This window comes from Arthrobacter luteolus NBRC 107841 (assembly GCF_001552075.1).
Lineage (GTDB): Bacteria > Actinomycetota > Actinomycetes > Actinomycetales > Micrococcaceae > Arthrobacter_B > Arthrobacter_B luteolus.
Map to the genome: position 1 here is coordinate 325,749 of NZ_BCQM01000004.1, position 24,514 is coordinate 350,262.

18 protein-coding genes are annotated in these 24,514 nt (G+C 66.1%); 14 read left to right on the forward strand and 4 right to left on the reverse strand.

Features of this window, described 5'->3' with window-relative positions; genetic code table 11:
- Positions 1 to 74 precede the first annotated feature (74 nt).
- Positions 75 to 1,229 (forward strand): trans-sulfuration enzyme family protein, encoded by a 1,155-nt coding sequence (locus tag AL3_RS10160; protein ID WP_066300140.1) that lies wholly within the window; start codon positions 75 to 77, stop codon positions 1,227 to 1,229.
- A 9-nt stretch (positions 1,230 to 1,238) separates the two neighbouring features.
- Positions 1,239 to 1,562, forward strand: coding sequence for a DUF2516 family protein (locus tag AL3_RS10165; protein ID WP_066300141.1), 324 nt, complete (start codon positions 1,239 to 1,241; stop codon positions 1,560 to 1,562).
- A gap of 76 nt (positions 1,563 to 1,638) precedes the next feature.
- Here the strand turns inward: AL3_RS10165 and AL3_RS10170 are convergent, their stop codons facing one another.
- Positions 1,639 to 2,406 carry a methylase gene (locus AL3_RS10170; RefSeq protein ID WP_066300144.1) on the reverse strand — a complete coding sequence of 256 codons (768 nt, stop codon included), beginning with the start codon at positions 2,404 to 2,406 and terminating at the stop codon, positions 1,639 to 1,641.
- A gap of 191 nt (positions 2,407 to 2,597) precedes the next feature.
- Between AL3_RS10170 and AL3_RS10175 the strand changes: the two genes are divergently transcribed.
- Positions 2,598 to 3,353, forward strand: a complete 756-nt coding sequence (locus AL3_RS10175; RefSeq protein ID WP_066300146.1) for a phosphoglyceromutase — start codon at positions 2,598 to 2,600, stop codon at positions 3,351 to 3,353.
- An 87-nt stretch (positions 3,354 to 3,440) separates the two neighbouring features.
- Here AL3_RS10175 and phoU read toward each other — a convergent pair whose 3' ends face one another.
- Positions 3,441 to 4,103 carry a phosphate signaling complex protein PhoU gene (gene phoU, locus AL3_RS10180; RefSeq protein WP_066300149.1) on the reverse strand — a complete coding sequence of 221 codons (663 nt, stop codon included), beginning with the start codon at positions 4,101 to 4,103 and terminating at the stop codon, positions 3,441 to 3,443.
- Between the two features lie 174 nt (positions 4,104 to 4,277).
- On the opposite strand from phoU, the gene AL3_RS10185 reads away from it, so the two are divergent.
- Positions 4,278 to 5,471: a sensor histidine kinase gene (locus AL3_RS10185; protein ID WP_066300153.1), complete on the forward strand. Its 1,194-nt coding sequence runs from the start codon at positions 4,278 to 4,280 to the stop codon at positions 5,469 to 5,471.
- Between the two features lie 4 nt (positions 5,472 to 5,475).
- Positions 5,476 to 6,156, forward strand: a complete 681-nt coding sequence (locus tag AL3_RS10190) for a response regulator (protein ID WP_066300155.1) — start codon at positions 5,476 to 5,478, stop codon at positions 6,154 to 6,156.
- Between the two features lie 122 nt (positions 6,157 to 6,278).
- On the opposite strand, the gene AL3_RS10195 is transcribed toward AL3_RS10190, so the two are convergent.
- On the reverse strand, positions 6,279 to 6,860 hold the full coding sequence (locus AL3_RS10195; RefSeq protein ID WP_066300157.1) for a hypothetical protein: 582 nt from the start codon (positions 6,858 to 6,860) through the stop codon (positions 6,279 to 6,281).
- Between the two features lie 241 nt (positions 6,861 to 7,101).
- Here AL3_RS10195 and AL3_RS10200 point away from each other — a divergent pair, with 241 nt between their 5' ends.
- The 6 genes from AL3_RS10200 to glgX all read left to right on the forward strand — a co-directional run bounded on the left by AL3_RS10200 (position 7,102) and on the right by glgX (position 13,652).
- Positions 7,102 to 7,584, forward strand: coding sequence for a CarD family transcriptional regulator (locus tag AL3_RS10200; protein ID WP_066300159.1), 483 nt, complete (start codon positions 7,102 to 7,104; stop codon positions 7,582 to 7,584).
- 97 nt (positions 7,585 to 7,681) lie between these two features.
- On the forward strand, positions 7,682 to 8,446 hold the full coding sequence (gene ispD / locus AL3_RS10205) for a 2-C-methyl-D-erythritol 4-phosphate cytidylyltransferase (protein ID WP_066300161.1): 765 nt from the start codon (positions 7,682 to 7,684) through the stop codon (positions 8,444 to 8,446).
- A gap of 3 nt (positions 8,447 to 8,449) precedes the next feature.
- Positions 8,450 to 8,947 (forward strand): 2-C-methyl-D-erythritol 2,4-cyclodiphosphate synthase, encoded by a 498-nt coding sequence (ispF, locus tag AL3_RS10210; protein ID WP_066300164.1) that lies wholly within the window; start codon positions 8,450 to 8,452, stop codon positions 8,945 to 8,947.
- Between the two features lie 43 nt (positions 8,948 to 8,990).
- Entirely contained in the window at positions 8,991 to 10,433 is a 1,443-nt protein-coding gene (gene cysS / locus AL3_RS10215; protein ID WP_066300172.1) for a cysteine--tRNA ligase, read from the forward strand.
- 98 nt (positions 10,434 to 10,531) lie between these two features.
- A complete protein-coding gene (gene rlmB / locus AL3_RS10220) occupies positions 10,532 to 11,518 on the forward strand; it encodes a 23S rRNA (guanosine(2251)-2'-O)-methyltransferase RlmB (protein WP_066300174.1) in 987 nt (328 codons plus the stop codon).
- 25 nt (positions 11,519 to 11,543) lie between these two features.
- Entirely contained in the window at positions 11,544 to 13,652 is a 2,109-nt protein-coding gene (gene glgX, locus AL3_RS10225) for a glycogen debranching protein GlgX (protein WP_066300176.1), read from the forward strand.
- A 66-nt stretch (positions 13,653 to 13,718) separates the two neighbouring features.
- Here glgX and glgP read toward each other — a convergent pair whose 3' ends face one another.
- Entirely contained in the window at positions 13,719 to 16,343 is a 2,625-nt protein-coding gene (glgP, locus tag AL3_RS10230) for an alpha-glucan family phosphorylase (RefSeq protein ID WP_066300178.1), read from the reverse strand.
- Between the two features lie 208 nt (positions 16,344 to 16,551).
- Here glgP and AL3_RS10235 point away from each other — a divergent pair, with 208 nt between their 5' ends.
- The 3 genes from AL3_RS10235 to glgB are packed head-to-tail and all read left to right on the forward strand — an operon-like array spanning position 16,552 to position 24,220.
- Complete coding sequence (locus AL3_RS10235) at positions 16,552 to 18,603, forward strand: alpha-1,4-glucan--maltose-1-phosphate maltosyltransferase (RefSeq protein WP_066300179.1); 2,052 nt, start codon at positions 16,552 to 16,554, stop codon at positions 18,601 to 18,603.
- Positions 18,603 to 20,372 (forward strand): maltose alpha-D-glucosyltransferase, encoded by a 1,770-nt coding sequence (gene treS / locus AL3_RS10240; RefSeq protein WP_066300182.1) that lies wholly within the window; start codon positions 18,603 to 18,605, stop codon positions 20,370 to 20,372. The genes AL3_RS10235 and treS overlap by 1 nt, the downstream gene beginning before the upstream one ends.
- The gene (gene glgB, locus AL3_RS10245) at positions 20,369 to 24,220 is read left to right on the forward strand and encodes a 1,4-alpha-glucan branching protein GlgB (protein WP_066300184.1); all 3,852 of its coding nucleotides are present in this window, start codon (positions 20,369 to 20,371) and stop codon (positions 24,218 to 24,220) included. The genes treS and glgB overlap by 4 nt, the downstream gene beginning before the upstream one ends.
- Positions 24,221 to 24,514: the final 294 nt, after the last annotated feature.

Genomic DNA, 24,514 nt, shown 5'->3' on the forward strand with positions numbered 1-24,514 from the left:
GAGCCGGGCGAAACATGACGGAGCATAGCGAAACGTTCGGCGGTGCGGCGCGGGGCAGGTCTAGGCTGAAACCCATGAGCACAGCCACCGAGCCGAAACGCCATGCGGCGAACCTGTCAGCTGAAACCCTCGTGGTGTCCGCCGGGCGCCCGGAACGCACCGCGGACGCGGCGGTCAACCCGCCGATAGTCCTGACCTCCACGTTCTACGGGACCGGCGAAACCCGGGACGGAGACCGCGTTTACGGCAGGTACGCCAACCCCACCTGGGAGCCGTTCGAGGAGGCGCTGGGCGCCCTCGAGAACGCCGGGCTGCCCGCCCTGGTCTACTCCTCCGGACTGGCCGCGGTGATCGCCGCGCTGTCCCTGATCCCCACCGGCGGAACCCTCGTGATGCCGCGGCACAGCTACCAGGGTTCCCTCCTGTTGGCCGCCGAAGACGCGCAGAACGGCCGGATCAGCGTCCGGACAGTGGACATCGCCAACACCGCCGAGGTGATCGAAGCGCTCGACGGAGCTGCCATGCTGTGGCTGGAAAGCCCCACCAACCCCATGCTGGAAGTCGCCGACATCCAGGCAGTGAGCGCTGCGGCCCACGCTGCCGGAGCCATCGTGGTTGCGGACAACACCTTCTCCACGCCGCTGGTGACCCGGCCGTTGGACCTGGGTGCCGACGTCGTCGTCCACTCCGTGACCAAATACCTGTCCGGCCATTCCGACGTCGTCCTGGGTGCGGCGGTTACCTCCGACCCGGGGCTCCGTGCCCGCCTGCTGACCTACCGGTCGCTGCACGGGGCTGTGGGCGGCCCGTTTGAGGTGTGGCTGGCTCTGCGCGGCCTGCGCACGCTTGCCCTGCGGGTGGAACGGTCGATGGCTACGGCCCTGGAACTGGCAATACGGCTGCAGGAGCATCCCGCCGTGGAAAACGTCCGCTACCCGGGACTCCCCGGCGACCCGGGGCACGCCAGGGCAGCGGCGCAGATGAACGGCTTCGGCTCGATCCTCTGCATTGAAGTCGCCGGCGGGGCAGCGGCGGCGGACGCCGTGACCGAGAAGGTGGACCTCTGGCTGCCGGCCACCTCACTGGGCGGCGTGGAATCGCTGATCGAGCGGCGGCGCCGGCAGCCGGCTGAACCGGTATCCGTCCCGGAGAACCTGCTGCGGCTGTCGGTGGGAATCGAAAACATCGAGGACCTCTGGAACGACCTTGAGCAGGCGCTGACGCGGTAGGCTGGCTCAGTGATCTTAGTCTTCGAGCTGCAGAACCTGCTTTACCTGGCCCTGGGTCTCGTGGCCCTGGGAATCGAGCTGTGGGCCTTCGCGGACTGCGCGCGGCGCAAGCCCGCGGATTTCGAGCGTGCCTACAAGCGGACCAAGGGGTTCTGGATGGGCCTCACCGGCGGCGCCGCCGCGGTGGGCCTGCTCTCCGTCCTGCTGTTCGGCCCGCTGGCCCTGCTGCTCTTTGAACTGGCAGCCGTGGTCGCCGCGTCGGTTTACCTGGCGGATGTCCGCCCGGCACTGAACGAGTCCAAGGGACGCGGCGGAGCCTACGGTTCCTGGTAGCCGTCCGGAACCTCCGGGCCCCGGGCGGCAGCCTGCCGCTAGGACCCTGACGGCGCCCTCGAACCCTGAAGGCGCGCTAGGACCCTGAAGGCGCGACGGCGTTCCAGGCGACCGTGATTTCCCCCAGCCGCCACCGGGCCGGGCCGGTCAGCAGCGGCCAGCCCTGGCTGCGCAGGGACCGGCACATGGAGATCCAGCGCTGCCGGGTGCCGTAGGAAGCCATCGGCGCGGCGTCCAGCCAGGCCTTGTCCATGGCCTGCAGGAAGGTATGCACCCGTTCCCCGGGCACATTGCGGTGGATCAGGGCCTTGGGCAGGCGCTCGGCCACGTCGGAGGGCCGCTCAAACGCGCCGAACCGCAGCGAGATGCTCAGCGAGACCGGACCCGCGGGGTCCAGCACCACCCAGGTGGAACGCCGTCCAATTTCGTCACATGTGCCGTCAACGAAAATCCCGCCGTCCGCGAGACGGCTGCGGACCATGTCCCAGTGGGCACCATATTCATCTTCGCTGTACTGGCGCAGCACGTTGAAGGCCCGAACCATCACCGGACGCCGTCCGTCGACGGGCAGCTCGAATCCGCCCTGGCGGAAGCTCAGGCCGGAGCGTTCAAGCGGCTTCGCCGCCAGCACCCGGCCCGGGTCGATCTCGATGCCGACCACGTTCACGTCCCGCCGCACACTGCCCATCCGGCTGTGCAGTTCCACCGCCGTCGTCGGGGTGGCCCCATAGCCAAGGTCGATGACCAGCGGATCGGCCGCCCGGCGCAGACGCCACGCTTCCGGACCGGCCAGCCAGCGGTCCACCCGGCGCAGCCGGTTGGGGTTCGTAGTGCCCCGGGTCATATTTCCAACGGGTTTGAGGGGAAAATTCACCAAACAATGTTACTGGCCCGCGGGGTGTGCTCCGAACCGCCGGGAGCGGGAACCGCCGGGAGCGGGTACCGCGGGGGCCGGAGCAGCCGCCGCACGCCTTGTACCGCCATGGTTACGCTGCCGCCCTGCCCGCCGCCAGCCCTCTCCGATACGATGATTTTATGACCTACAAAGTGATCCTTCTGCGCCACGGCCAGAGTGAATGGAATGAAAAGAACCTCTTCACCGGCTGGGTGGATGTAGACCTCACGGACCTGGGCCGGGCCGAAGCGCTCCGCGGCGGGGAGCTGCTGGTGGAGAACGGTATTCTGCCGGATGTTCTCTACACCTCCAGACTGCAGCGGGCCATCAACACGGCCAACATTGCACTGGGTGCTGCGGACCGCATCTGGATTGACGTCAAGCGCAGCTGGCGCCTGAACGAGCGGCACTACGGAGCGCTGCAGGGCAAGGACAAGGCACAGACCCTGGCCGAGTACGGCGAGGAGCAGTTCATGCTCTGGCGCCGTTCCTACGACACCCCGCCGCCGCCCCTGCCGGATGACAGCGACTTCTCCCAGGCGCACGACCCGCGCTACGCGGACCTCAGCGCCGATGAACTGCCGCGGACCGAGTGCCTCAAGGACGTCCTGGAACGCTTCCTGCCCTACTGGGAAACGGAGATCACGCAGGACATCAAGGCCGGTAAGACGGTCCTGATCGCCGCGCACGGCAACTCGCTCCGTGCCCTGGTCAAGCACCTCGACGGGATTTCCGACGCCGACATCGCCGCCGTGAACATTCCCACCGGCATCCCGCTGGTGTACGAACTGGACGAGAACCTGGTCCCGGTCAAGGCCGGCGGCACCTACCTGGATCCGGAGGCCGCAGCGGCTTCCATCCAGGCCGTGGCAAACCAGGGCAAGCAGAAGAAGTAAGTAGTTTTCACGCAAAAGGCGCCCCTCCCGTCGCGGGAGGGGCGCCTTTTGGCTGCTGTGCCGGCCTGCCGGCCGGAGTCAGCTGACTTAGAGCGGGCTCTCGGAAATCGGCTGCCATTCGCCGGTCACGAGGTAATTGACCTTGCGGGTCACCGACACACCGTGATCGGCGAACCGCTCGAAGTAGCGGCTGGCCAGCGTCAGGTCCACGGTGGTGACGGGGGAGTTGTTCCATTCCGGGGAGGCCACAGCCTTGAACACGCTCACGTGCAGCTCATTGATCCGGGTGTTGTGTGCGTAGATGTCCTTGCTGAGCTCCAGGTTGCGGGTCTCCAGGAGCTCGGTCAGGAGTTCAGAGATGGCAATGTCCAGGCGCGCCATCTCCTTGAACGTCTCGACCATGGAATCGGGAGCCACGTTGGCCGGGTAGCGCAGGCGGGCGAGCTGGGCGATGTGCCGGGCCAGATCGCCCATCCGCTCAAGTGAGGCGCTCATCCGCAGGGACCCGACAATCATCCGCAGGTCGCTGGCAACCGGGCCCTGAAGGGCCAGGATGTCGATAGCCCGCTCGTCAAGATCGTTCTGCAGGAAATCAATGCGGGCATCGGCGGCGATCACGTCCTGGGCGAGCTCGGTGTCTGCGGTCTCGAACGCCAGAGTGGCCTTCTTCATCGCCTCGGTGACGAGCTGGGAAATCTGGGTCAGCTCCTCTCCGATCTGGTGAAGCTCGGCCTGGAAAACCTTGCGCACTGATGCGTCCTTTCGATGAACATTTATACAGCCGGCATCCAGCTGGTACGGCTCCGTTTATGCTGCCAGTACCCGGTGAACGAACGGCCCCCTTGAAGTGAACGTTAGTTTAACGCTTGGGTGAATGCCACCGGAGCGCAGTTCGGCACCGTTCCGTCCGCCTAAGCTAGGACTGTGAATCCTGTACTGCTGGGACTGCTGTCCGGCATCCTTGGCTTGGCCGTCGGCGTCTTCGGTGTTGTCGCCTATATGTCCAGCCAGCGGCACCGCCGCGACCTGGCCGAAGTGGATGAGCCTGCGCTCTCCGAAGGGGCCGCGGAGATCCTTGGCGTCCTCGGCCGGGCGTACATCGTCGTGGACGGTATTGACGGTGTGGTCCGGGCAAGCCCCGGCGCCTACGCTTTCGGGCTGGTCCGCGGGCACACCCTGATGCAGGACGAGGTGCTCGCACTCACCGCCCGGGTCCGCCGGGACGGGGTGATCGAGGACAAAAACGTTGAACTGCACCGGGGCCTGCTCGGCCAGGGCAGCCTGATACTCCAGCTGCGGGTCGCGCCGATCGCCGAGGAATACATCCTGATCCTTGCCGACGACCGCACCGAAGCCACCCGCACCGAGGAGATGCGCAACGACTTCGTCGCCAACGTTTCGCATGAACTGAAGACGCCGGTCGGTGCCATTTCGCTGCTGGCCGAGGCAATCGACGGCGCGGCGGCGGATGAGGAAGCAGTCCGGCGCTTCGCCAAGCGGATGAACAAGGAAGCCGTCCGGCTCGCGGCGCTGGTGCAGGACATCATCGAACTGTCCCGGCTGCAGGGCGCAGACATGGCCGACCACGCCGAGCCGGTGGACATCAACGAACTTGTTTCCCATGCCGTGGAGGCCAACCGGCTCCCGGCGGAGAACCGGAACATCACCCTGGTGGTGGGTGGAACGGCCGAGAACCCCGTCTACGCTGACGGGCCCATGCTCACCACCGCGTTCCGCAACCTGATCGATAACGCGATCCGCTATTCCCCCGAGGGCAGCCAGGTGGGCGTCGGGATCCGGTCCCGTGACGGCCTGGCCCAAATCACGGTCACTGACCGGGGCCCGGGTATTCCGGCCGAGGACCAGGAACGGGTCTTCGAACGGTTCTACCGACTGGACTCGGCACGGTCCAGAAATACGGGCGGCAACGGCCTGGGACTGAGCATTGTGAAGCACGTTGTCTCCAACCACGGCGGAGAAATCAGCCTTTGGTCCCAGCCGGGCCAGGGGTCGACCTTCACCGTGCGGCTTCCGGAGATGGACACCGCCGATCCAGAAGAACAGGCGGAACTGCCGCCACGAACCACCGGCGCGCCTGCGCCGGCCAACAAGGAGTAAGTGCTTGAGCAGGATCCTGATTGTCGAGGACGAAGAGTCCTTTAGCGACCCGCTGTCCTACCTGCTCGAACGTGAGGGGTTCGACGTCGCCGTCGTGGACAACGGCATCGACGCCGTTGTGGAATTTGACCGCTCCGGAGCGGACCTGGTGCTGCTGGACCTGATGCTTCCGGGCCTGTCCGGAACGGAGGTCTGCCGGCAGCTCCGCCAGCGTTCGGACGTCCCCATCATCATGCTGACCGCCCGGGACGCCGAAATCGACAAGGTGGTTGGCCTGGAACTTGGGGCCGATGACTACGTGACGAAGCCGTACTCGTCCCGCGAGCTCCTGGCCCGGGTCCGGGCAGTCCTGCGGCGCCGGAGCGACGCCGGGGACTTTAATGCCGCGACGGTGCAGGCTGGTCCCGTCCGCATGGACGTCGAACGGCATGTGGTGAGTGTGGACGGCCAGGCGGTGTCCATGCCGCTGAAGGAGTTTGAGCTGCTGGAAATGCTGCTGCGGAACTCCGGCCGCGTCATGACCCGGGGCCAGCTGATTGAACGGGTCTGGGGCGCCGACTACGTGGGGGACACCAAGACCCTTGACGTGCACGTCAAACGCCTGCGGGCAAAGCTCGAGCCCGATCCCTCAGCACCCCGGCACCTGGTGACTGTCCGCGGGCTCGGCTACAAGTTCGAGGCCTGAGGCGGCCCGTCGGCGCCTGGCCTCAGCAGGCTGGCTGCCGGTGCGGGAACGATCCTTAAGCAAAAGCAGGCCCCGTCCTCGGACGGGGCCTGCTTTTTGCTGGTTCTTTGTTTGCGGCCCGGTTACGGAGCGGCGGTGCCGGTGGGGGTGCCGGTTGCCTCGCCTGCAGCGGGTGCCGTGGCTTCACCGGAAGCGTCGCTGGTTGCTTCGCTGGTGGGGGTGGCCTCCGGCGTGGGCAGGTAGTCCTTGTAGTACGGGACCTGGCCATCAACAACGGGAATGTTCAGCGTTGCGGTTTCGGAACCGGCGGTGGCTTCGGCCCGGATACCGGTGCCGGGAACCACGTTGACGGTCTGGACGAGGACCTCGGACTGGGGAGCGTCGTCGTAGACAACCTTGCCGCCGGCCGGGATGTTCCAGGTGAGCTGTGATCCGCCAATCGACAGTTCAAGGTTGATGGGGTCCGAGGAAGCGTTGGCCACGGTGCCCAGCAGGCGGCCGGGCTCGCCGTCGCCGTCGCTGATCACCACGATGTTCCGCAGTTCCAGATCGCCGATGTCCTGGACGATGCCGTCGGACGGGGAGTACTCCAGGGTGGTTGCCTGATCGTTCACGGCACTGCAGCCGGTGGCGCCCAGCAGCGACAGCGCGATAACACCGGCGGCGGCAGCGGTCCGCGTCCGGTTCTTGGGTGTGAATCTCACAGCACAAACTCCTGAAGTGTGGCGGTCGGGGGACCGGGGGAACGTTTGCTTCATAGCCTATCGGCATTCCCCTTAAAACATGGATTTAGAGACAACGGGGGCCCGCCGGAACTACTCAGATCGGCACCTGTGCGAGGCCGAATACTACTCAGTTTTCAGGCCCGTGCCGCTGACCTGCACAAACTCTTCTCGGCGTGTCGCTTGCATGCTAAACTGAGGTTCGGGAAAGGGGAAAGTCCACATGGTTTTTGAGGTTGGCGAAACAGTTGTTTACCCTCACCACGGTGCCGCGAAGATCGAAGAGATCAAGATGCGGACCATCAAGGGCGAAGAGAAGATGTATCTCAAGCTCAAGGTGGCACAGGGTGATCTGACCATTGAAGTACCGGCTGAAAACGTTGACCTCGTTGGGGTGCGCGACGTCGTGGGCAAGGAAGGTCTCGAGCACGTTTTCGATGTCCTCCGCGCCGAACTGACTGAAGAGCCCACAAACTGGTCCCGCCGATACAAGGCAAATCTGGAGAAGCTCGCCTCGGGCGACGTCGTCAAGGTTGCCGAGGTCGTCCGCGACCTGTGGCGCCGCGACCACGACCGCGGCCTTTCCGCAGGCGAGAAGCGCATGCTTGCAAAGGCCCGCCAGATTCTCATTTCGGAGCTTGCCCTGGCCGAAAAGACTGACGAAGACCAGGCGGCCGCTGTACTGGACGAAGTCCTGGCCAGCTAGGCACCCGGTTGATGATTGCCGCTCCTATTGGGGCGGCAATCGCCGTTTAACGGCCCTGCCGGCGCCGGGCGGCACCGCGGGCCACTAGGCTTGGGATGTGTCTGAATCCATTCCCGGCCCGTACCGCGTGGGCGTCATCCTGGTCGCCGGCGGCTCCGGCCAGCGCCTTGGCTACGGTATGCCGAAGGCGCAGGTTCCCCTCGCAGGCGAGATGCTCCTGGCGCACGCCCTGCGCGGGGTGGACGCCTCCGGCGTCGCGTCCCACATCAGCGTTGCGGTTCCGGCAGCCGATGCGGCCCTTCGGGCTCTGTGCACCGCCATCCGCCTGGGGTGTCCCGTTACCGTCGTTGACGGCGGTGCCACCCGTTCAGATTCTGTCCGCGCGGCGCTGAATGCCCTTCCGGAGGATCTTCACGCCGTCCTGGTCCACGATGCCGCCCGGGCCCTGGCCCCGGCGCAGGTGTTCCACCGGGTGGCCTCAGCCCTGGCTGCCGGAGCGGAGGCCGTGATTCCAGCGGTGCCCGTGGTTGACACGGTCAAGTCGGTGGAGGCCACGGACGGCGATGAAGCGGCGCTTGCGCCCTTCCGTGTCACCGGAACTCCGGATCGTTCCTCGCTGCGGGCCGTGCAGACGCCGCAGGGGTTCGACGCCGGGCTGCTGCGCCGGGCGCATGCTGCTGCGGCGGAGTTTGACGAGCAGCGGGCAGCGGCGATCACCGACGACGCGATGCTGGCCGAGAGCCTTGGAGCCACGGTGCACGTGGTGGAAGGTTCCGAAATGTCCCTGAAGATCACCACTCCGCTGGACCTGCTGCTCGCTGAAGCCGTGCTTTCCAACGGCACCAGCATGCAGGAGGACTGACCCATGGGATCCGCTTCCCTTCCCCGTACCGGCATCGGGACCGACGTCCATGCCTTCGCCCCCGCTGATGCGCCCCGGCCCCTGTGGGTGGCAGGCCTGCACTGGGAGAATGAGCGCGGCCTGGCCGGGCATTCGGACGGAGATGTGGTGGCGCATGCGGCCGCGGACGCCCTGTTCTCCGCGGCGGGCATCGGGGACCTCGGCACCCATTTCGGCACCGACCGGCCCGAGTATGCCGGAGCGGCGGGAACTGTCCTCCTCGCCGAAGCGGCACGGCTGGTGCGGGCAGCGGGATTCCGGATCGGGAACATTTCAGTGCAGCTGATCGGCAACCGCCCCAAGTTCAGTCCCCGGCGTGCCGAAGCCGAGGCCGTCCTCAGCGAGGCCGCGGGAGCGCCGGTCAGCGTTTCGGCCACCACCACCGACGGGCTTGGCTTCACCGGACGGGGCGAGGGCCTCGCCGCGGTGGCCACCGCCGTCGTCGCCGCGGACCAGCCGTAACGAAGCTGCCGGGGCGGGGAGCGGCAGGCGGTAGCCTAGAGCAGTGAGCCTGAGATTCTATGACACAGCAACCGCGCAGGTCCGGGACTTCGAACCGCTGATTCCGGGACAGGTGAGCCTGTACTACTGCGGTGCCACCGTGCAGGGCCTGCCGCATGTGGGGCACATCCGCTCCGCGATTGCCTTCGACCAGCTCACCCGCTGGCTCCAGGCCCGCGGCTTCCGCGTGACCACAGTCCGCAACGTCACCGACATCGATGACAAAATCCTTGCCAAGGCGGAGGCATCCGCCGGCGCCGAGCCGGCTCCCGGAGTCATTCCGGACGAACCGTGGTGGGCCCTGGCCTACCGCTACGAGCAGGAATTCTCCCGCGCCTACGACACCCTGGGCGTGCAGCGGCCCACTTACGAACCCCGGGCCACCGGCCATATTCCGGAAATGCACACGCTCATCCAGCGGCTCATCGAGGCCGGCCACGCCTATCCCGCCCCGGATGGCTCCGGCGACGTCTACTTCGATGTCCGCTCCTGGCCCGAATACGGCTCGCTGACCCGGCAGAACATCGACGACATGCAGGCAGCGCCCGACGCCGATCCCCGGGGTAAGCGCGATCCGCGGGACTTCGCACTGTGGAAGGGCCACAAGGACACCGACCCCGAAACAGCCGCCTGGGACAGTCCCTGGGGCCGCGGCCGGCCTGGCTGGCACCTGGAATGCTCCGCAATGGTCACCAAATACCTCGGCCCGCGCTTCGATATCCACGGCGGCGGACTGGACCTGCGGTTCCCGCACCACGAAAACGAAATGGCGCAGTCCCGCGCAGCCGGAGACGGCTTCGCCAACTTCTGGATGCACAACGGCATGGTCACCTTCGAGGGCGAGAAGATGTCCAAATCGATCGGGAACACCATCAGCCCTGAGCAGATGCTCGCTGAGGCCTCTCCGCGGGTCGTCCGGTATTACCTGGGCCAGGCCCACTACCGGTCCGTGCTGGACTACCGGCCCACCTCGCTGCAGGAAGCAGCTTCCGCCGTGGAACGGATCGATGGTTTCATCGCCAAGGCCGCAGCCAAACTGGGCGAGGGTGTGCAGGGAACTCCGGCGGATCTGCCGGAAGCTTTCGGCGCAGCCATGGACGATGACCTGAATGTTCCGCAGGCCCTGGCCGTGCTGCACGAGACGGTGCGCACCGGCAATACGGCCCTGGCGGCGTCGGACCTCGAAACCGTCCGTACCGCCCTGGCCCAGGTCCGCGCGATGACAGAAGTCCTCGGCCTGGACGCGGTGCAGGCAGGACCGCGGGCATCCGGCCCTGAGCACCAGGCGCTGGACAGCCTGATCCAGGATCGGCTGCGGGAACGCAGCGAGGCACGCAGCGCCAGGGACTGGGCACGGGCGGATGCCATCCGAGACGCGCTGGCAGCAGCCGGAGTGGTGGTTGAGGACACGCCCGACGGCGCGTTTTGGTCCCTGGACGCGGGCTAGACGGCCTGTTCCGGCGGCGCACGCTGGGCATGGAACGCGGCCGGGGAGCGGGCTGCGTAAACTAGAAGTAGTGCTTTCTTCTACTTAAGGTGTAACCCATGGCCAATAACGGACGACCCGGCGCAATGCGCAAAGCCAAAAAGGGCCCCAGCCAGGGCACCGGAGGCCTAGGACGCAAGGCTCTTGAAGGCAAGGGCCCCACGCCCAAGGCCGAGGACCGCCCCTACCACAAGGCCTACAAGAACAAGCAGCTTTCCGAGCGCTCTGCCGCCAAGCACGGCGGACAGCGCGCGGGTGGCCGGAACGCTCCGGCCCGGGGCAAGGTTGCCGAAGAAGTGGTCACCGGGCGCAACTCCGTCGTGGAGGCGCTGCGCGCCGGTATTCCGGCCAAGGCCCTGCACGTGGCAGTGCGGATCGACATGGATGACCGGGTGCGGGAATCCCTGAAGATGGCCACCGAGCGCGGGCTGCCGGTGATGGAGACACACAAGCCGGAGCTGGACCGCATGACCAACGAGGCCGTGCACCAGGGCCTGGTCCTGCAGATCCCGCCGTACGAATACGCCGATCCCATGGACCTTGCCGAGGAAACCCTCGCAGCCTGGAAGAAGGGGCACATCAAAAATGCCCCGCTGTTCGTAGCCCTGGACGGCATCACCGATCCGCGTAACCTCGGTGCCATTATCCGTTCCGCATCCGCGTTCAGCGCCCACGGCGTGGTCGTTCCGGAGCGGCGTTCGGTAGGAGTTACTGCCGCCGCCTGGAAGACCAGCGCCGGTGCGGCTGTCCGCGTGCCGGTGGCACGCGCCAGCAACCTGAACAACACGCTGAAGACTTTCAAGAAGATGGGTATCTTCGTTCTGGGTCTCGACGGCGACGGCGACGTTTCCCTGCCCGATCTGGCGCTTGCCAAGGAACCGGTCTGCATCGTCGTCGGCTCGGAAGGCAAGGGGCTTTCCCGGCTGGTCCGGGAAAACTGCGACCAGATTGTCTCCATCCCCATCGACTCCGCCATGGAATCCCTGAACGCTTCCATGGCCGTGGGGATTACCCTCTACGAAGTTTCACGGCAGCGTTCCGCCTAAGCCGAACGGGACGCCGGGAGGCACCATGGCACACCTCGTCACGCCGGGCAGACTGACTCCGTCTGAGCGGATCTCGCGGGCCTTCCCGCTGGGAGTGCACGACAGTGTTGCCGGTGTCCCGGACGTGCCGGGAGCCGTCAACGTTTCGGTGTACGCTCCCGGCCTGGACGCGGTGGATATCTGGTTCGAACGGACGCCGGGCCGGTGGACCGCTGCCCTCCTGGAGCGCCGCTCCGCCGGCATCCACCATGGCCGGGTGGACGGTTTCGCGCCTGGAATCCGCTACGGGTTTTGGCAGCACGGGGCTCCGCTGCCCGCCGAGCCGGGTACGTTCCAGCTGCTGCTGGACCCGTACGGCCGCGGGATCGACACGGTCTACGGCGACACCGGCCAGCCGCTGTACTTCTCCGTCGCCACGGAGTCCGGCTTCGACTGGGGGAACGACCAGCATCCGCATGTGCCGTGGCGGGACACCGTCGTTTATGAAGCACATGTCCGCGGGCTGACCATGCTTCACCCCGGCCTCCCGGAGGAGCTGCGCGGAACCTACGCCGGCATGGGCCATCCGGCGGTCATCCGTTACCTCCTGGAGCTCGGCATCAGCGCGGTCGAGCTGCTTCCGGTGCACTTCCACATCGATGAGCCGCACCTGCAGGACCTGGGGCTGAGCAATTACTGGGGTTACAACACCCTCGGGTTCTTCAGCCCGCATGCCGGGTACGCCACCGCAGCAGCGCAGGCAGCCGGCCCGCAGGCCGTGCAGGACGAAGTCAAGGCCATGGTGAGGGCCCTGCACCAGGCAGGCATCGAAGTGATCCTCGACGTCGTGTACAACCACACGGCGGAAGGCGCGCAGGACGAACCGGCCCTCTGCTGGCGCGGGCTCGGGGACCAGGTCTACTACCGGCACACCGCTGACGGCCGTTACCTGGATACCACCGGGTGCGGAAACACCCTGGACTTCAGCGAACCGCGGGTGATCCAGCTGGCGCTGGACTCCCTGCGCTACTGGGTCAGCGAGTTCCATGTGGACGGTTTCCGGTTCGACCTGGCTCCAACGCTGGCCCGCGACGCCGAGAACCATTACGACCGCAGGCACCCGCTGCTGGTCGCCCTGGCCGTCGATCCGGGGATGCAGGGCATCAAACTGATCGCCGAGCCGTGGGACCTGGGGCCCGATGGCTGGCAGACCGGGAACTTCCCGCCGGGCTGGGCCGACTGGAATGACCATTTCCGGGATACCGTCCGGGACTTCTGGCTGGTGGACCAGGCTGCCCTGGCCGCCGGAGAACCGGCCGGATCCCTCGCCCGGCTCGGCGGCGCACTGTCCGGTTCCGCGGAACTGTTCGCCCGCTCCGACCGCACACCGCTGTCTTCCGTCAACCTGGTGACGGCCCACGACGGGTTCACCATGGCGGACCTCACCGCCTACAACCACAAGCACAACGAAGCCAACGGCGAAGACAACCGGGACGGCTCCAACCACAACCGCAGCTGGAACCACGGTATGGAAGGGCCCTCCGAAGATCCGGCTATTCTGGTGCGGCGGGCCCAGACCGCGCGGAATCTGATGGCAACCCTGCTGTTCTCCGTCGGGGTCCCCATGATCACGGCCGGCGACGAAACCGGCCGGAGCCAGCACGGGAACAACAATTCCTACTGCCAGGACAACCGGATCAGCTGGCTGTCCTGGGAGCTCGACGACGACGCCCGGCGCATGCTGGAAGCCACACGGCGGCTGCTGCGCATCCGCCGTGAGTTCCTGGCCCTGCAGCCTTATGCCTTCCCCTCGGACTCCCGCGACGCGTTCCTACTGTGGTTCAGCGCCACGGGGGAGCCCATGACAGCAGCCGACTGGCACGATCCCGGCTGCCGGGTGCTGCAGCTGCTGCTCGGCTCGGCAAAGGGCGAACGCGCGGGCCTGGTGGTTATCAACGGCCAGAACGAGCCGGTGGACGTGGTCCTGCCGGACCGGGAGACCCTGCACGCGACCGGCGTCGACACCGACGACGGCCGGCTGTACGAACTCCTGGCTGCCACGGCCGACCCGGACGGCCGCCGCAGCGGCGCGCGGCTGGCCGGCGGCGAGACGGACCGGGTGGCGGCGGACTCGATCAGCGTTTACCGCGCCTAGCCAGCCAGCCCACTCAGACAGACAGCCAGCCAGCTAGCCAGCCAGCCGGTCAGCGCCGGAGGACCGTCAGGCGTTCACCACCAGCCCCAGCTCGGCCTTCGAGGCCAGGCCGGGATGCTCCGGCAGGACCCGCGCCGTGTAGCCAAATGGTCCTGCCTGCTCAATCCGGATGCTGCCCGCGTACAGGTACCTGCCCGAGCCCAGATCCTCACTGACGGAAAGATCCTGGAACTGGTAATCGCTGAGCCGGTCAGTTTCGGAGACCTTCCCGTAGGCGACTTCCACCACCACATCCGTGGGCTTCAGCGACCCCAGGTTCACATAGGCCTGAATATTAAGGCTGTCACCGATCTGCGGCGCATCGCTGATTCCGATGGAATCCACGTGTTCCACGGAAACACCGGACCAGCCATCCCGCACCTTCTGGATCCAGGCGGCAAGTTCCTTGGCAGCCTGGTACTGGTTGGCGGCCGCGGCCCGGCCGGATTGGCAGGCCGGACGGTAAAGCCGGTTAACGTAATCCCGCAGCATCCTGGAGGCGGACACCTCCGGTCCCAGCTCCGCCAGAGTGTGCTTGACCATCTCCAGCCATTCGTGCGGCAGGGAATCCGCCGGTGCTTCGGAGGGCCCGGCCGCGCCGGCAGCGCCCGGCAGCTCCGCGCCGTAGAACAACGGGGTCACGGTGTTCTCCAGCAGGTCATAGAGGGCAGCGGCTTCAATATCGTCGCGCTGGTCGGCGGTATGCACTTCCCTGGTCTGGGTGCCTTCCCGGGGATTCGCCGAGGGAATCGCCCAGCCATTGGCGCCGTCGTACATCTCGTCCCACCAGCCGTCCATGATCGAGACGTTCAGGCCGCCGTTGATCGCGGACTTCATGCCCGAGGTGCCGGAGGCCTCCAATGGCCTGATCGGGTTGTTCAGCCAAACGTCGCAGCCGGGGAACAGGGTGCGGGCCATGGCGATGTCGTAGTTCGGCAGGAAAACGATCCGGTGCCGGACCTCCGGGTCGTCGGTGAACTGCACCAGGTCCTGGATCATGCGCTTGCCCATCTCATCCGCGGGATGCGATTTGCCCGCCACGATCACCTGGACCGGGTGGGTGGGGTGCAGGAGCAGAGCCTTGAGCCGGGCAGGGTCCCGAAGCATGAGGGTCAGCCGTTTGTAGGTCGGCACACGGCGCGCGAAACCGATGGTCAGAACGTCCGGGTCCAGCACATCATCGGTCCAGCCGAGCTGGGCATCGGATGCTCCGCGCTTGAGCCAGGCGGAGCGCACCCGTCCCCGGACGTCGTCGATCAGGTTGCTGCGCATCCTGCGCCGCAGGTCCCAGAGGGCCTCGTCGCTGACTTCATAGGCACGCGCCCAATCGCGGTCGTGCACCGCGGCGACGCCCAGCTGCTGCCGCGCCAGGGCGGTGACCTCCGGATCAACCCATGTGGGCACGTGCACACCGTTGGTGACCGAGGTGATCGGCACCTCGGAAACGTCAAACCCGGGCCAGAGGCCGGAGAACATTTCCCGGGACACCTGACCGTGGAGCTTGGCAACGCCGTTGGCGCGCTGGGCCAGGCGCAGCCCCATCACCGCCATGTTGAACATGTTGGGGTCCCCGCCCTCGTAATCCTCCGCTCCCAGGGAGATGACCTTGTTGGTGGGAACGGACTGCGCCAGCCCGGCGCCCAGGAAATGGCGCACCACAGACACATCGAAACGGTCGATCCCTGCCGGGACCGGTGTGTGGGTAGTAAAAATGGTAGAGGCCCGGGCCGCGGTGAGGGCTTCATCCCAGTTCATCCCGGTATCCATCAGTTCCCGGATCCGCTCCACCCCGAGGAACCCTGCGTGGCCCTCATTGGTGTGAAAAACCTCGGGGGCCGGGGCACCGGTCAGCCGTTCAAAAACGCGCAGTGCCTTGACGCCGCCCATTCCGAGCAGCAGTTCCTGTTGCAGGCGGTGGTCGCCACCGCCGCCGTACAGCCGGTCGGTGATCCCGCGCGCGGCGTCGTCGTTGCCCCGGACATCGGCATCCAGCAGCAGCAGCGGCACACGGCCGACGTCGGCCCGCCAGATCTGGGCCATGAGGTGCCTGCCGTTGGGCAGCGGCAGGCTGATGCGGGCCGGGGTTCCGTCCTCTTCGCGCAGCAGGGTCAGCGGCAGCCCGTTCGGGTCCAGGACCGGATAGGTTTCCTGCTGCCAGCCGTCCCGGGAGAGGGACTGCTTGAAGTAGCCGGCCTGGTAGAGCAGGCCAACACCCACCAGGGGCACACCCAGGTCCGAGGCGGATTTGAGATGGTCGCCGGCGAGGATGCCCAGGCCGCCGGAGTACTGGGGCAGGACTGCGCTGATGCCGTATTCGGGGGAGAAGTAGGCGATGAGCCGCGGTGCGTCCTCGCCGAGCGACTGGTACCAGCGCGGAGCCGTGAGGTAGTGCTCAAGGTTCTCGTCGAGTTCCCGGATGCGGTCGACCAGCGCGGAGTCTGAGGAAATGCGCTCCAGCGTCTGCCTGCTGACTGAGCCGAGGGCACGGATCGGGTCGTGTCCGCTGGCAGCCCAGATTTCCGGGTCCAGATCCTGGAAGAGCTGCCTGGTGGGCTCGTGCCAGCTCCAGCGCAGGTTGCCGGCCAGTCTGGCCAGCGGCGCTATGGTGTCGGGGAGGACAGTACGGACGGTAAACCTTCGGATTGCCTTCACCCCCGTTAGGCTAGCGCAGATGGCAGCAGGGGTGCCGCAAATCACAAAAAATGCGGAGAAAAGCAACATGGAATTTACCTGGACCCGCGGACCCGCGGACCCGCTGCTCACCTGCGGGAACATTTACCGCCACGCCCTGACCAGTGACGATGCAGCAAAAGGTACGTGGCCTTAGCAATCTGCCCTGATTGTCGCTAACGTCTAGTCTGTGACCACTTCCAGCGCGTTGTCATCTGATGTCCAGCCCGCCACGGAACTCCGGTTTGGCCGGATTCCGATCGTAAACGTGTCTCCGGTGATCGAGTGCGGCCGCTTTGCGGCCAAAGCGGTTCCGGGAGAGGACCTCGTGATCGGGGCCACCGTCTTCCGCGAGGGGCACGATCTGGTCGGCGTCACCGCCGTGCTCTACGACCCCTCCGGCCGGGAGGTCCAGCGGCACCGCATGCGCCCGGTGGGGCAGGGCCTTGACCGCTGGCGGGGACTGCTGCGGCCGGAAACGGCGGGGGACCACACCTTCGCCGTCGAGGGCTGGGCCGACCTGTACGGAACCTGGCACCACAATGCCGAGGTGAAGATCGCTGCGGGAGTCGACGTCGAACTGATGCTCGCTGAAGGCGCTGCCCTGTTTGCCGCCGCGGCGGAGGGCAGAAACGAAGCGGACGCTGAAATCCTCCGCGGCACCGCCCGGGTGATGGGCGACACCGCTGTGGACCCCAGCACGCGGCTGGCTGCTGCCGGCAGGAGCGAACTGACCGGCGTACTGGACCGCGAACCGATCCGGGACCTCGTGACTTCTTCACCGAAGTTCCCGGTCAAGGTGGAACGCGACCGCGCCGGGCGCGGCGCCTGGTACGAATTCTTCCCCCGGTCCGAAGGCGCGGTCTTCGATCCGGCAACGGCGTCCTGGACCTCCGGAACCTTCCGGTCCGCGGCCCGCAGCCTGGAACGCGTCGCCGCCATGGGGTTCGACGTGATTTACCTGCCGCCGATCCACCCGATCGGATCCACTCACCGGAAGGGGCCGAACAACACCCTGGTTGCCGGCCCGCAGGACCCCGGTTCGCCCTGGGCCATTGGCGCGGCGGAGGGAGGCCACGACGCCCTGCATCCGGACCTGGGCACGTTCGCGGACTTCGACCATTTTGTCGACACAGCGGCCGGGCTGGGGCTCGACACCGCGATTGACCTGGCGCTGCAGGCCTCGCCCGACCATCCCTGGGTCACCGAACACCCCGAGTGGTTCACCACCCGGGTGGACGGGACGATCGCCTATGCGGAGAACCCGCCAAAGAAATACCAGGACATTTATCCGCTGAATTTCGATAACGACTACGAGGGCCTGTCCGCGGAAATCCTGCGGATCGTGCTGATGTGGATCAGCCACGGGGTGAAGATCTTCCGGGTGGATAACCCGCACACCAAGCCGCTGCGCTTCTGGGAGTGGCTGATCGGGACGGTGAACCGCCAGCATCCCGACGTCGTTTTCCTCGCCGAGGCGTTCACCCGCCCACCGATGATGCATGCCCTCGGCATGGCCGGGTTCCAGCAGTCCTACACCTACTTCACCTGGCGGAACACCCGGAAGGAAATCGAGGAGTACTTCACCGAGGTCTCGCAGGAAACCGCCGCCTTCTTCCGGCCGAACTTCTTCGTGAACACCCCGGACATCCTGACCGAATTCCTGCAGTACGGCGGTCCGCCCGCCTTCAAGATCCGGGCTGTGCTGGCCTCGACGGCCAGCCCGCTGTGGGGCATGTACGCCGGGTTTGAACTCTACGAGCACGTCGCCCGGCCCGGCGCGGAGGAGTATCTGGACAACGAGAAGTTCGAATACAAGCAGCGTGACTTCGCCGCTGCGGAGGCGGCGGACAGAAGCCTGGCTCCCTACATCACCAGGCTCAACCAGATCCGCCGGTCCCACCCTGCCCTGGGCGACCTCCAGAACCTGACGGTCCACGCGAGCACCGACGAGGCAACGGTGGTTTACTCCAAGCACAAGCAGGTCCGGCTATCCGATCCAAGCAGTAAGGACACTCTCATCATCGTCGTGAACACTGATCCGCACAGCGCACGGGAATGCACCGTGACCCTGGACCTCGAGGCACTGGACCTGGACCCGCAGGACTTTAATGAGGACGGAACGTTCTGGGTGGATGACCTGATCAGCGGAGCCAGCTGGCGCTGGGGCCAGTACAACTACGTCCGTCTGGATGCCCACTATGAACCGGCGCATATCCTCGCAGTACGGAGGGGGCGGTAGTGGTCAATCCGTTCCAGCTGCACGCGCCCGGTCTCACCAACGACCCAAACTGGTACCGCAAAGCGGTCTTCTACGAAGTCCTGGTCCGCGGATTCCGGGACTCCAACGGAGACGGCAGCGGTGATTTCACCGGCCTAATCGACCAGCTCGACTACCTCCAGTGGCTGGGGATCGACTGCCTCTGGCTGCCCCCGTTCTTTAAGTCCCCGCTGCGGGACGGCGGATATGACATCTCCGACTACTACGACGTGCTGAACGAATTCGGCACCATCAGCGACTTCAAACGCCTGGTATCGGAGGCCCACGCCCGGGGCCTGCGGGTCATCATCGACCTGCCGCTGAACCACACCTCGGACAAGCACCCGTGGTTTGAAGAATCCCGGAATGATCCGGACGGTCCCTACGGGGACTTCTACGTCTGGTCCGACACCGATCAGAAATACGAAGACGCCCGCATCATCTTCGTCGACACCGAAGAGTCCAACTGGGCTTTCGACCCGGTCCGGCGCCAGTTCTTCTGGCACCGGTTCTTCAGCCACCAGCCGGACCTGAACTTTGAGAATCCCAAAGTCGTCGAAGCGGTGTTCGACGTCGTCCGCTTCTGGCTGGACCAGGGGATCGACGGGTTCCGCGCGGATGCCATTCCCTATCTCTTCGAGGAAGACGGCACCAACTGCGAGAACCTGCCGGCCACCCACCGGTTTCTGAAGGACCTGCGCACCATGGTGGACGAGAACTATCCCGGCCGGGTGATTGTGGCCGAGGCGAACCAGATGCCGCACGAGGTGGTGGAGTACTTCGGCGACGAAACCGGGCCCGAGTGCCACATGTGCTTCCACTTTCCGATCATGCCCCGCCTGTTCTACGCGCTGCGTGACCAGAAGGCGGCGCCGATCGTGCAGACCATGGAGGAAACCCCGGAAATCCCGCAGGGCGGGCAGTGGGGCACGTTCCTGCGGAACCACGATGAACTGACCCTGGAGATGGTCACCAACGAGGAACGCCAGGCAATGCTGGGCTGGTACGCCCCGGATTCCCGGATGCAGGCCAACATCGGCATCCGCCGCCGGCTGGCGCCCCTGCTGGACAACTCCCGTTCGGAGATCGAGCTGATCCACGCGCTGCTGCTCTCGCTGCCGGGCAGCCCGTTCCTTTACTACGGCGACGAAATCGGCATGGGTGACAACATCTGGCTGGAAGACCGTGATGCTTCACGTACCCCCATGCAGTGGAACCCGGACCGCAACGCCGGTTTCTCCACCGCCGATCCGGGCAAGGTGTACCTGCCGGTGGTGCAGTCGCTGGTTTACCACTACAACCACGTCAACGTGGAAGCTCAGCTGGCCAGCTCAAGTTCGCTGCTGCACTGGATGCGGCAGATGATCATGGTCCGGAAAACCCATCCGTCCTTCGGAATGGGGTCCTACCGCAACGTACCGACCGACAGTGAAGCCGTCCTGGCGTTCCTGCGCGAACTGCCCGAGGACAACCCGGAGGGCGAGGTGGGGGAGACCATGTTCTGCATCTTCAACCTTTCCCAGCATCCGGTGGCGGCGACAGTGAGTGTGCCGGAATTCGCGAACCGCGGGCTGCGGGACGCGTTCGGGGGAACCCCCTTCCCGGCATTCGGGGAGGACGGCTCGCTCACCTTGACCCTGGGCAGCCACGACTTCTTCTGGCTGCGGCTGCGCTCCTCGAAGTCCAACACCAGTTCACCGCAGACCGAAGCAATTCCGTTGATACTCGCCCCGGAGGCCACGTCCAGATGAGCGAAACCATTCCGTCCCTGCCCGAACTTCTGACTGCCTGGCTGCCCCGGCAGCGATGGTTCCCGGCCAAGGGACGGGATGTGACCCTCAAACGGGTGGGCGGAATCCAGCTCGAGGATCCCGAGGGAGCCGTCGAGCTCCACGTCCACTTCGTCGCCGTCGAATCCGGGCGCAGGGTGGACGTAATCAGTGTCCCTGTCTCCACCCGTGCCGTTCCCGATCCGGATCTTGAAGCGGCGCTGATGGGTGCTGCCGAACTCCCCGGCGAGGGCCAGGTGTGGCTTTACGACGGCACCGCGGATCCGGTCTTTGTGACCGCCTGGCTGGAAACGATGCGCTCGCAGGCCAACTCGATTGACGGGCGGACCCATGGGTATGCCCTGGGCGGATTCGCCGACTGGTCGGCGTTCACGGAGCCGCTGCCCATCCAGGTCCTGAAGGGCGAGCAATCCAACACCTCGGTGATTGCCCTGACCGCCGGAGTGCCGGTGATTGTGAAGTTCTACCGGGTCCTGGCCGCCGGTGAAAGCCCGGATGTCCTGGTCAGCGCCAAGCTGACCGCAGGCGGATCCCAGGACGTGCCGGCAACGCTGGGCTGGCTCACCGGAAGCTGGGCAGACGTGTACGACGCCGAGGCAGGCTCATGGGTCAGCGGCGACGTCAGCGTTTTACGCGAATTCGTCCCGAACAGCGAAGACGCCTGGCGCACTGCCTCCTCTGCCGCCGTCGCCGGCCGGGACTTTACCGCCGAGGCCGAAGAACTGGGAGCCGTCACCGGACGGATCCATGCACAGCTGGAAGCTGCCTTCGGCGCCAGGCAGCCGCCGCCGGCGGAACGCGAGGAGTTCATCGCCTCCCTTGTCCGCCGTATCCGCTGGGAATGGGATGAAGCCCGCAGTTACGTTGGTCCCTATGACGGCACGCTGGAGCAGCTCCTCGGCACCGTCGCTGACTTGGAGGTGCTGCCGAACCTGCAGCGCATTCACGCCGACTACCACCTGGGCCAGGTACTGCATTCCGCGGGCCGGGGCTGGACGGTGCTGGATTTCGAAGGTGAACCGCTTCGCCCGGCAGCGGAACGCAGCGTCCCCGACGTCGCCCTGCGCGACGTCGTCGGCATGCTTCGCTCCATCGACTACGCCGCAGCGGTGGCGGTGATCGGTACCGCCGGCGCCGGCCCCGAGCAGGCGGAGGACCTTGAGGCCCGCCGCGCACAGGCCGAGCACTGGGCCCAGGGTGCCGCTGATGCATTCCTGCGCGGGTACGAGAAGGAAACCGGAACCCAGGTCAACCGTGCGGATCCGCTGTTCCGTGCCCTGTGGCTGGACAAGGCCCTGTACGAAGTTGTGTACGAGATCCGCAACCGTCCCGCCTGGATCGAGGTGCCGGCCGCAGCGGCCCGCGAGGTACTCGAAGAACTCCGGTCGCAGCAGGAACCGACGAAGTCCCAGGAAGAGAGCCCCGTGAACGAATTCTCCAAGCCCAAGCCCTCACAATCCGGACAGTCCTCAAAGCCCGCACAGTCCTCGCAGTCCGGACAGTCCGCCGACGCCGGTGCGGTGCCGCCGGCGGGGCAGGCCGGTGGGAGTGAACCGCCCACGGGCTCTGCGCTGCAGCCCGCTGCGGCCGGCGATGCCGCCGGGCCGGCGGCCTCAGCCGCTGCCAAGGACCCGCTGCCCGTTCCGGAGCATGTCCTGGCTGCCGTTTCGCACGGCACCTACTATCAGCCGCATGCCGTGCTGGGAGCACACCTGGACGATCACGGAACCGTGACCATCCGTGCGCTGCGTCCGCTGGCCCGGGAAGTGACCGCGGTGACTCCGGATGGGCGGGTGCCTCTGCACCATGAGTACAACGGCATCTGGGTGGGTACCACGCCGGCACCTTCGCCGGGGCAGGTCCCGGACTACCGGCTCGAGGTTGTGTATGAAGGGCTCCCCGCCGCCACGGTGGACGATCCGTACCGGTTCCTTCCCAGTCTCGGCGAAATAGACCTCCACCTGATCGGCGAAGGCCGGCACGAAAAGCTGTGGACTGTGCTCGGCGCCAATCCGCACCACTACAAGTCCGTTCTGGGTGAGGTGGACGGCGTCAGCTTCGCCGTCTGGGCCCCCAACGCCCAGGCCGTCCGGGTCGAAGGCGACTTCAACGGGTGGGACGGCCGGATCCACGCGATGCGGTCGCTGGGCAGCACCGGGGTCTGGGAGATTTTCATTCCGGACGTGGAGCCGGGCGCACGCTATAAGTTTGAGCTCCTCGGCCAGGACGGCGTGTGGCGCGAAAAGGCTGACCCGCTGGCCAAAGGAACCGAAGCACCGCCGCTGACCGGCTCAAGGGTGGTGGAATCCACCTACCGGTTCGAAGACCAGGACTGGATGCAGGCCCGGTCCCAGCGGGACCCGCACAACTCACCCATGAGCGTGTATGAGGTGCACCTCGGCTCCTGGCGGCTCGGCCTGGACTACCGGGAACTGGCAAAGCAGCTGGCGGAATACGTTACCTGGCAGGGGTTCACCCATGTGGAGTTCATGCCGGTGGCCGAGCATCCCTTCGGCGGATCCTGGGGTTATCAGATCACCGGTTACTTCGCCCCGACCGCCCGCTTCGGGCATCCGGATGACTTCCGCTACCTGGTCGATACCCTGCACCAGGCCGGGATCGGCGTTCTCCTGGACTGGGTCCCCGGCCATTTCCCGAAAGACTCCTGGGCGCTCGCGAACTTCGACGGGCAGCCGCTGTACGAGCACCCGGACCCGATGCGCGGCGAGCAGCCCGACTGGGGAACCCTCATCTTCGACTACGGCCGCCGGGAAGTGCGCAACTTCCTGGTTGCCAATGCCATCTACTGGCTGGAGGAGTTCCACATTGACGGCCTGCGGGTCGACGCCGTCGCTTCCATGCTGTACCTGGACTACTCCCGGCCCGCTGACCAATGGCGGCCCAATGCCTTTGGCGGCCGGGAGAACCTGGAAGCCATTTCCTTCCTGCAGGAGGTCAACGCCACTGCCTACCGCCGGGTCCCCGGCATCGTGATGATCGCCGAGGAATCCACGGCCTTCCCGGGTGTCACCTCACCCACCAGCAGCGGCGGCCTGGGTTTCGGCCTGAAATGGAACATGGGCTGGATGAACGACACCCTCGAGTACATGTCCGAGGATCCGATCAACCGGATGTACCACCACGCCAAGCTCACTTTCTCCCTGGTCTACGCCTTCACCGAGAACTTCCTGCTGCCCATCAGCCATGACGAAGTGGTGCATGGAAAGGGGTCGCTGCTGCGCAAGATGCCGGGGGACCGGTGGCAGCAGTTGGCGAATGTGCGCGCCTACCTGGCCTTCCAATGGGCACACCCGGGCAAGCAGCTGCTTTTTATGGGCACGGAATTCGGCCAGGAAGCGGAGTGGTCCGAACAATACGGCCTGGACTGGTATCTCACTGAGACCCCCCAGCACCGCGGAGTGCAGCTGCTGGTCCGGGAACTCAACGGCATCTACCGGGAGACCCCGGCACTCTACGACCGGGACAATGAACCGGCCGGGTTCCAGTGGATCAATGAGAACGACGGCGCCCGCAACGTCCTGTCCTTCATCCGGTGGGACCACCAGGGAAATCCGCTGGTGTGCATCGCCAACTTCGCCGGCGCCCCGCACGAGCGGTTCCGGGTCGGCCTGCCGTGGGCCGGCGAATGGGAGGAGCGGCTGAACACGGATGCTGCGGAGTTTGGTGGTTCCGGTGTTGGCAACCTGGGAGTCGTGACAGCTGCCGAGGGCGCGTTCGAAGGTCAGCCGGCGTCCGCCGAGCTGCGGTTGCCGCCGCTGGGAGTGCTGTATCTGACGCCTAAGCAGTAGCTCCGGCGGGGTCTGGTTCTGCCCTGCGGCTTAGGCTCCGGGCCGGAGCACCCAGGCCGCAGGGCGGGGGTACTGGAGGGGGCTGGATGCTGGCCGTCTGCGGGCGGTTCAGACCCCGCTCAAACCGTGCTATAGTTTATATCCGCGCAGAACGAGAGATCGGGAAGCGCGCCGCAGGAACAAATCGCCGGTTTGACACCGACGAGCCAGCGGTACTAAGATAGAAAAGTTGCTCCGGAGCGACGGAGAGCAAAAATTCCACGGAATACCAGCTCTCCCGGTGCCGGAAGTACC

Excerpts from the sequence above, each read along its gene's own strand:
- AL3_RS10170 (WP_066300144.1), bottom strand. The coding sequence starts at position 2,406 with ATGACCCGGGGCACTACGAACCCCAACCGGCTGCGCCGGGTGGACCGC.
- glgB (WP_066300184.1), top strand. The coding sequence starts at position 20,369 with ATGAGCGAAACCATTCCGTCCCTGCCCGAACTTCTGACTGCCTGGCTG.
- AL3_RS10160 (WP_066300140.1), top strand. The coding sequence starts at position 75 with ATGAGCACAGCCACCGAGCCGAAACGCCATGCGGCGAACCTGTCAGCT.
- AL3_RS10175 (WP_066300146.1), top strand. The coding sequence starts at position 2,598 with ATGACCTACAAAGTGATCCTTCTGCGCCACGGCCAGAGTGAATGGAAT.
- glgX (WP_066300176.1), top strand. The coding sequence starts at position 11,544 with ATGGCACACCTCGTCACGCCGGGCAGACTGACTCCGTCTGAGCGGATC.
- AL3_RS10200 (WP_066300159.1), top strand. The coding sequence starts at position 7,102 with ATGGTTTTTGAGGTTGGCGAAACAGTTGTTTACCCTCACCACGGTGCC.
- rlmB (WP_066300174.1), top strand. The coding sequence starts at position 10,532 with ATGGCCAATAACGGACGACCCGGCGCAATGCGCAAAGCCAAAAAGGGC.
- ispF (WP_066300164.1), top strand. The coding sequence starts at position 8,450 with ATGGGATCCGCTTCCCTTCCCCGTACCGGCATCGGGACCGACGTCCAT.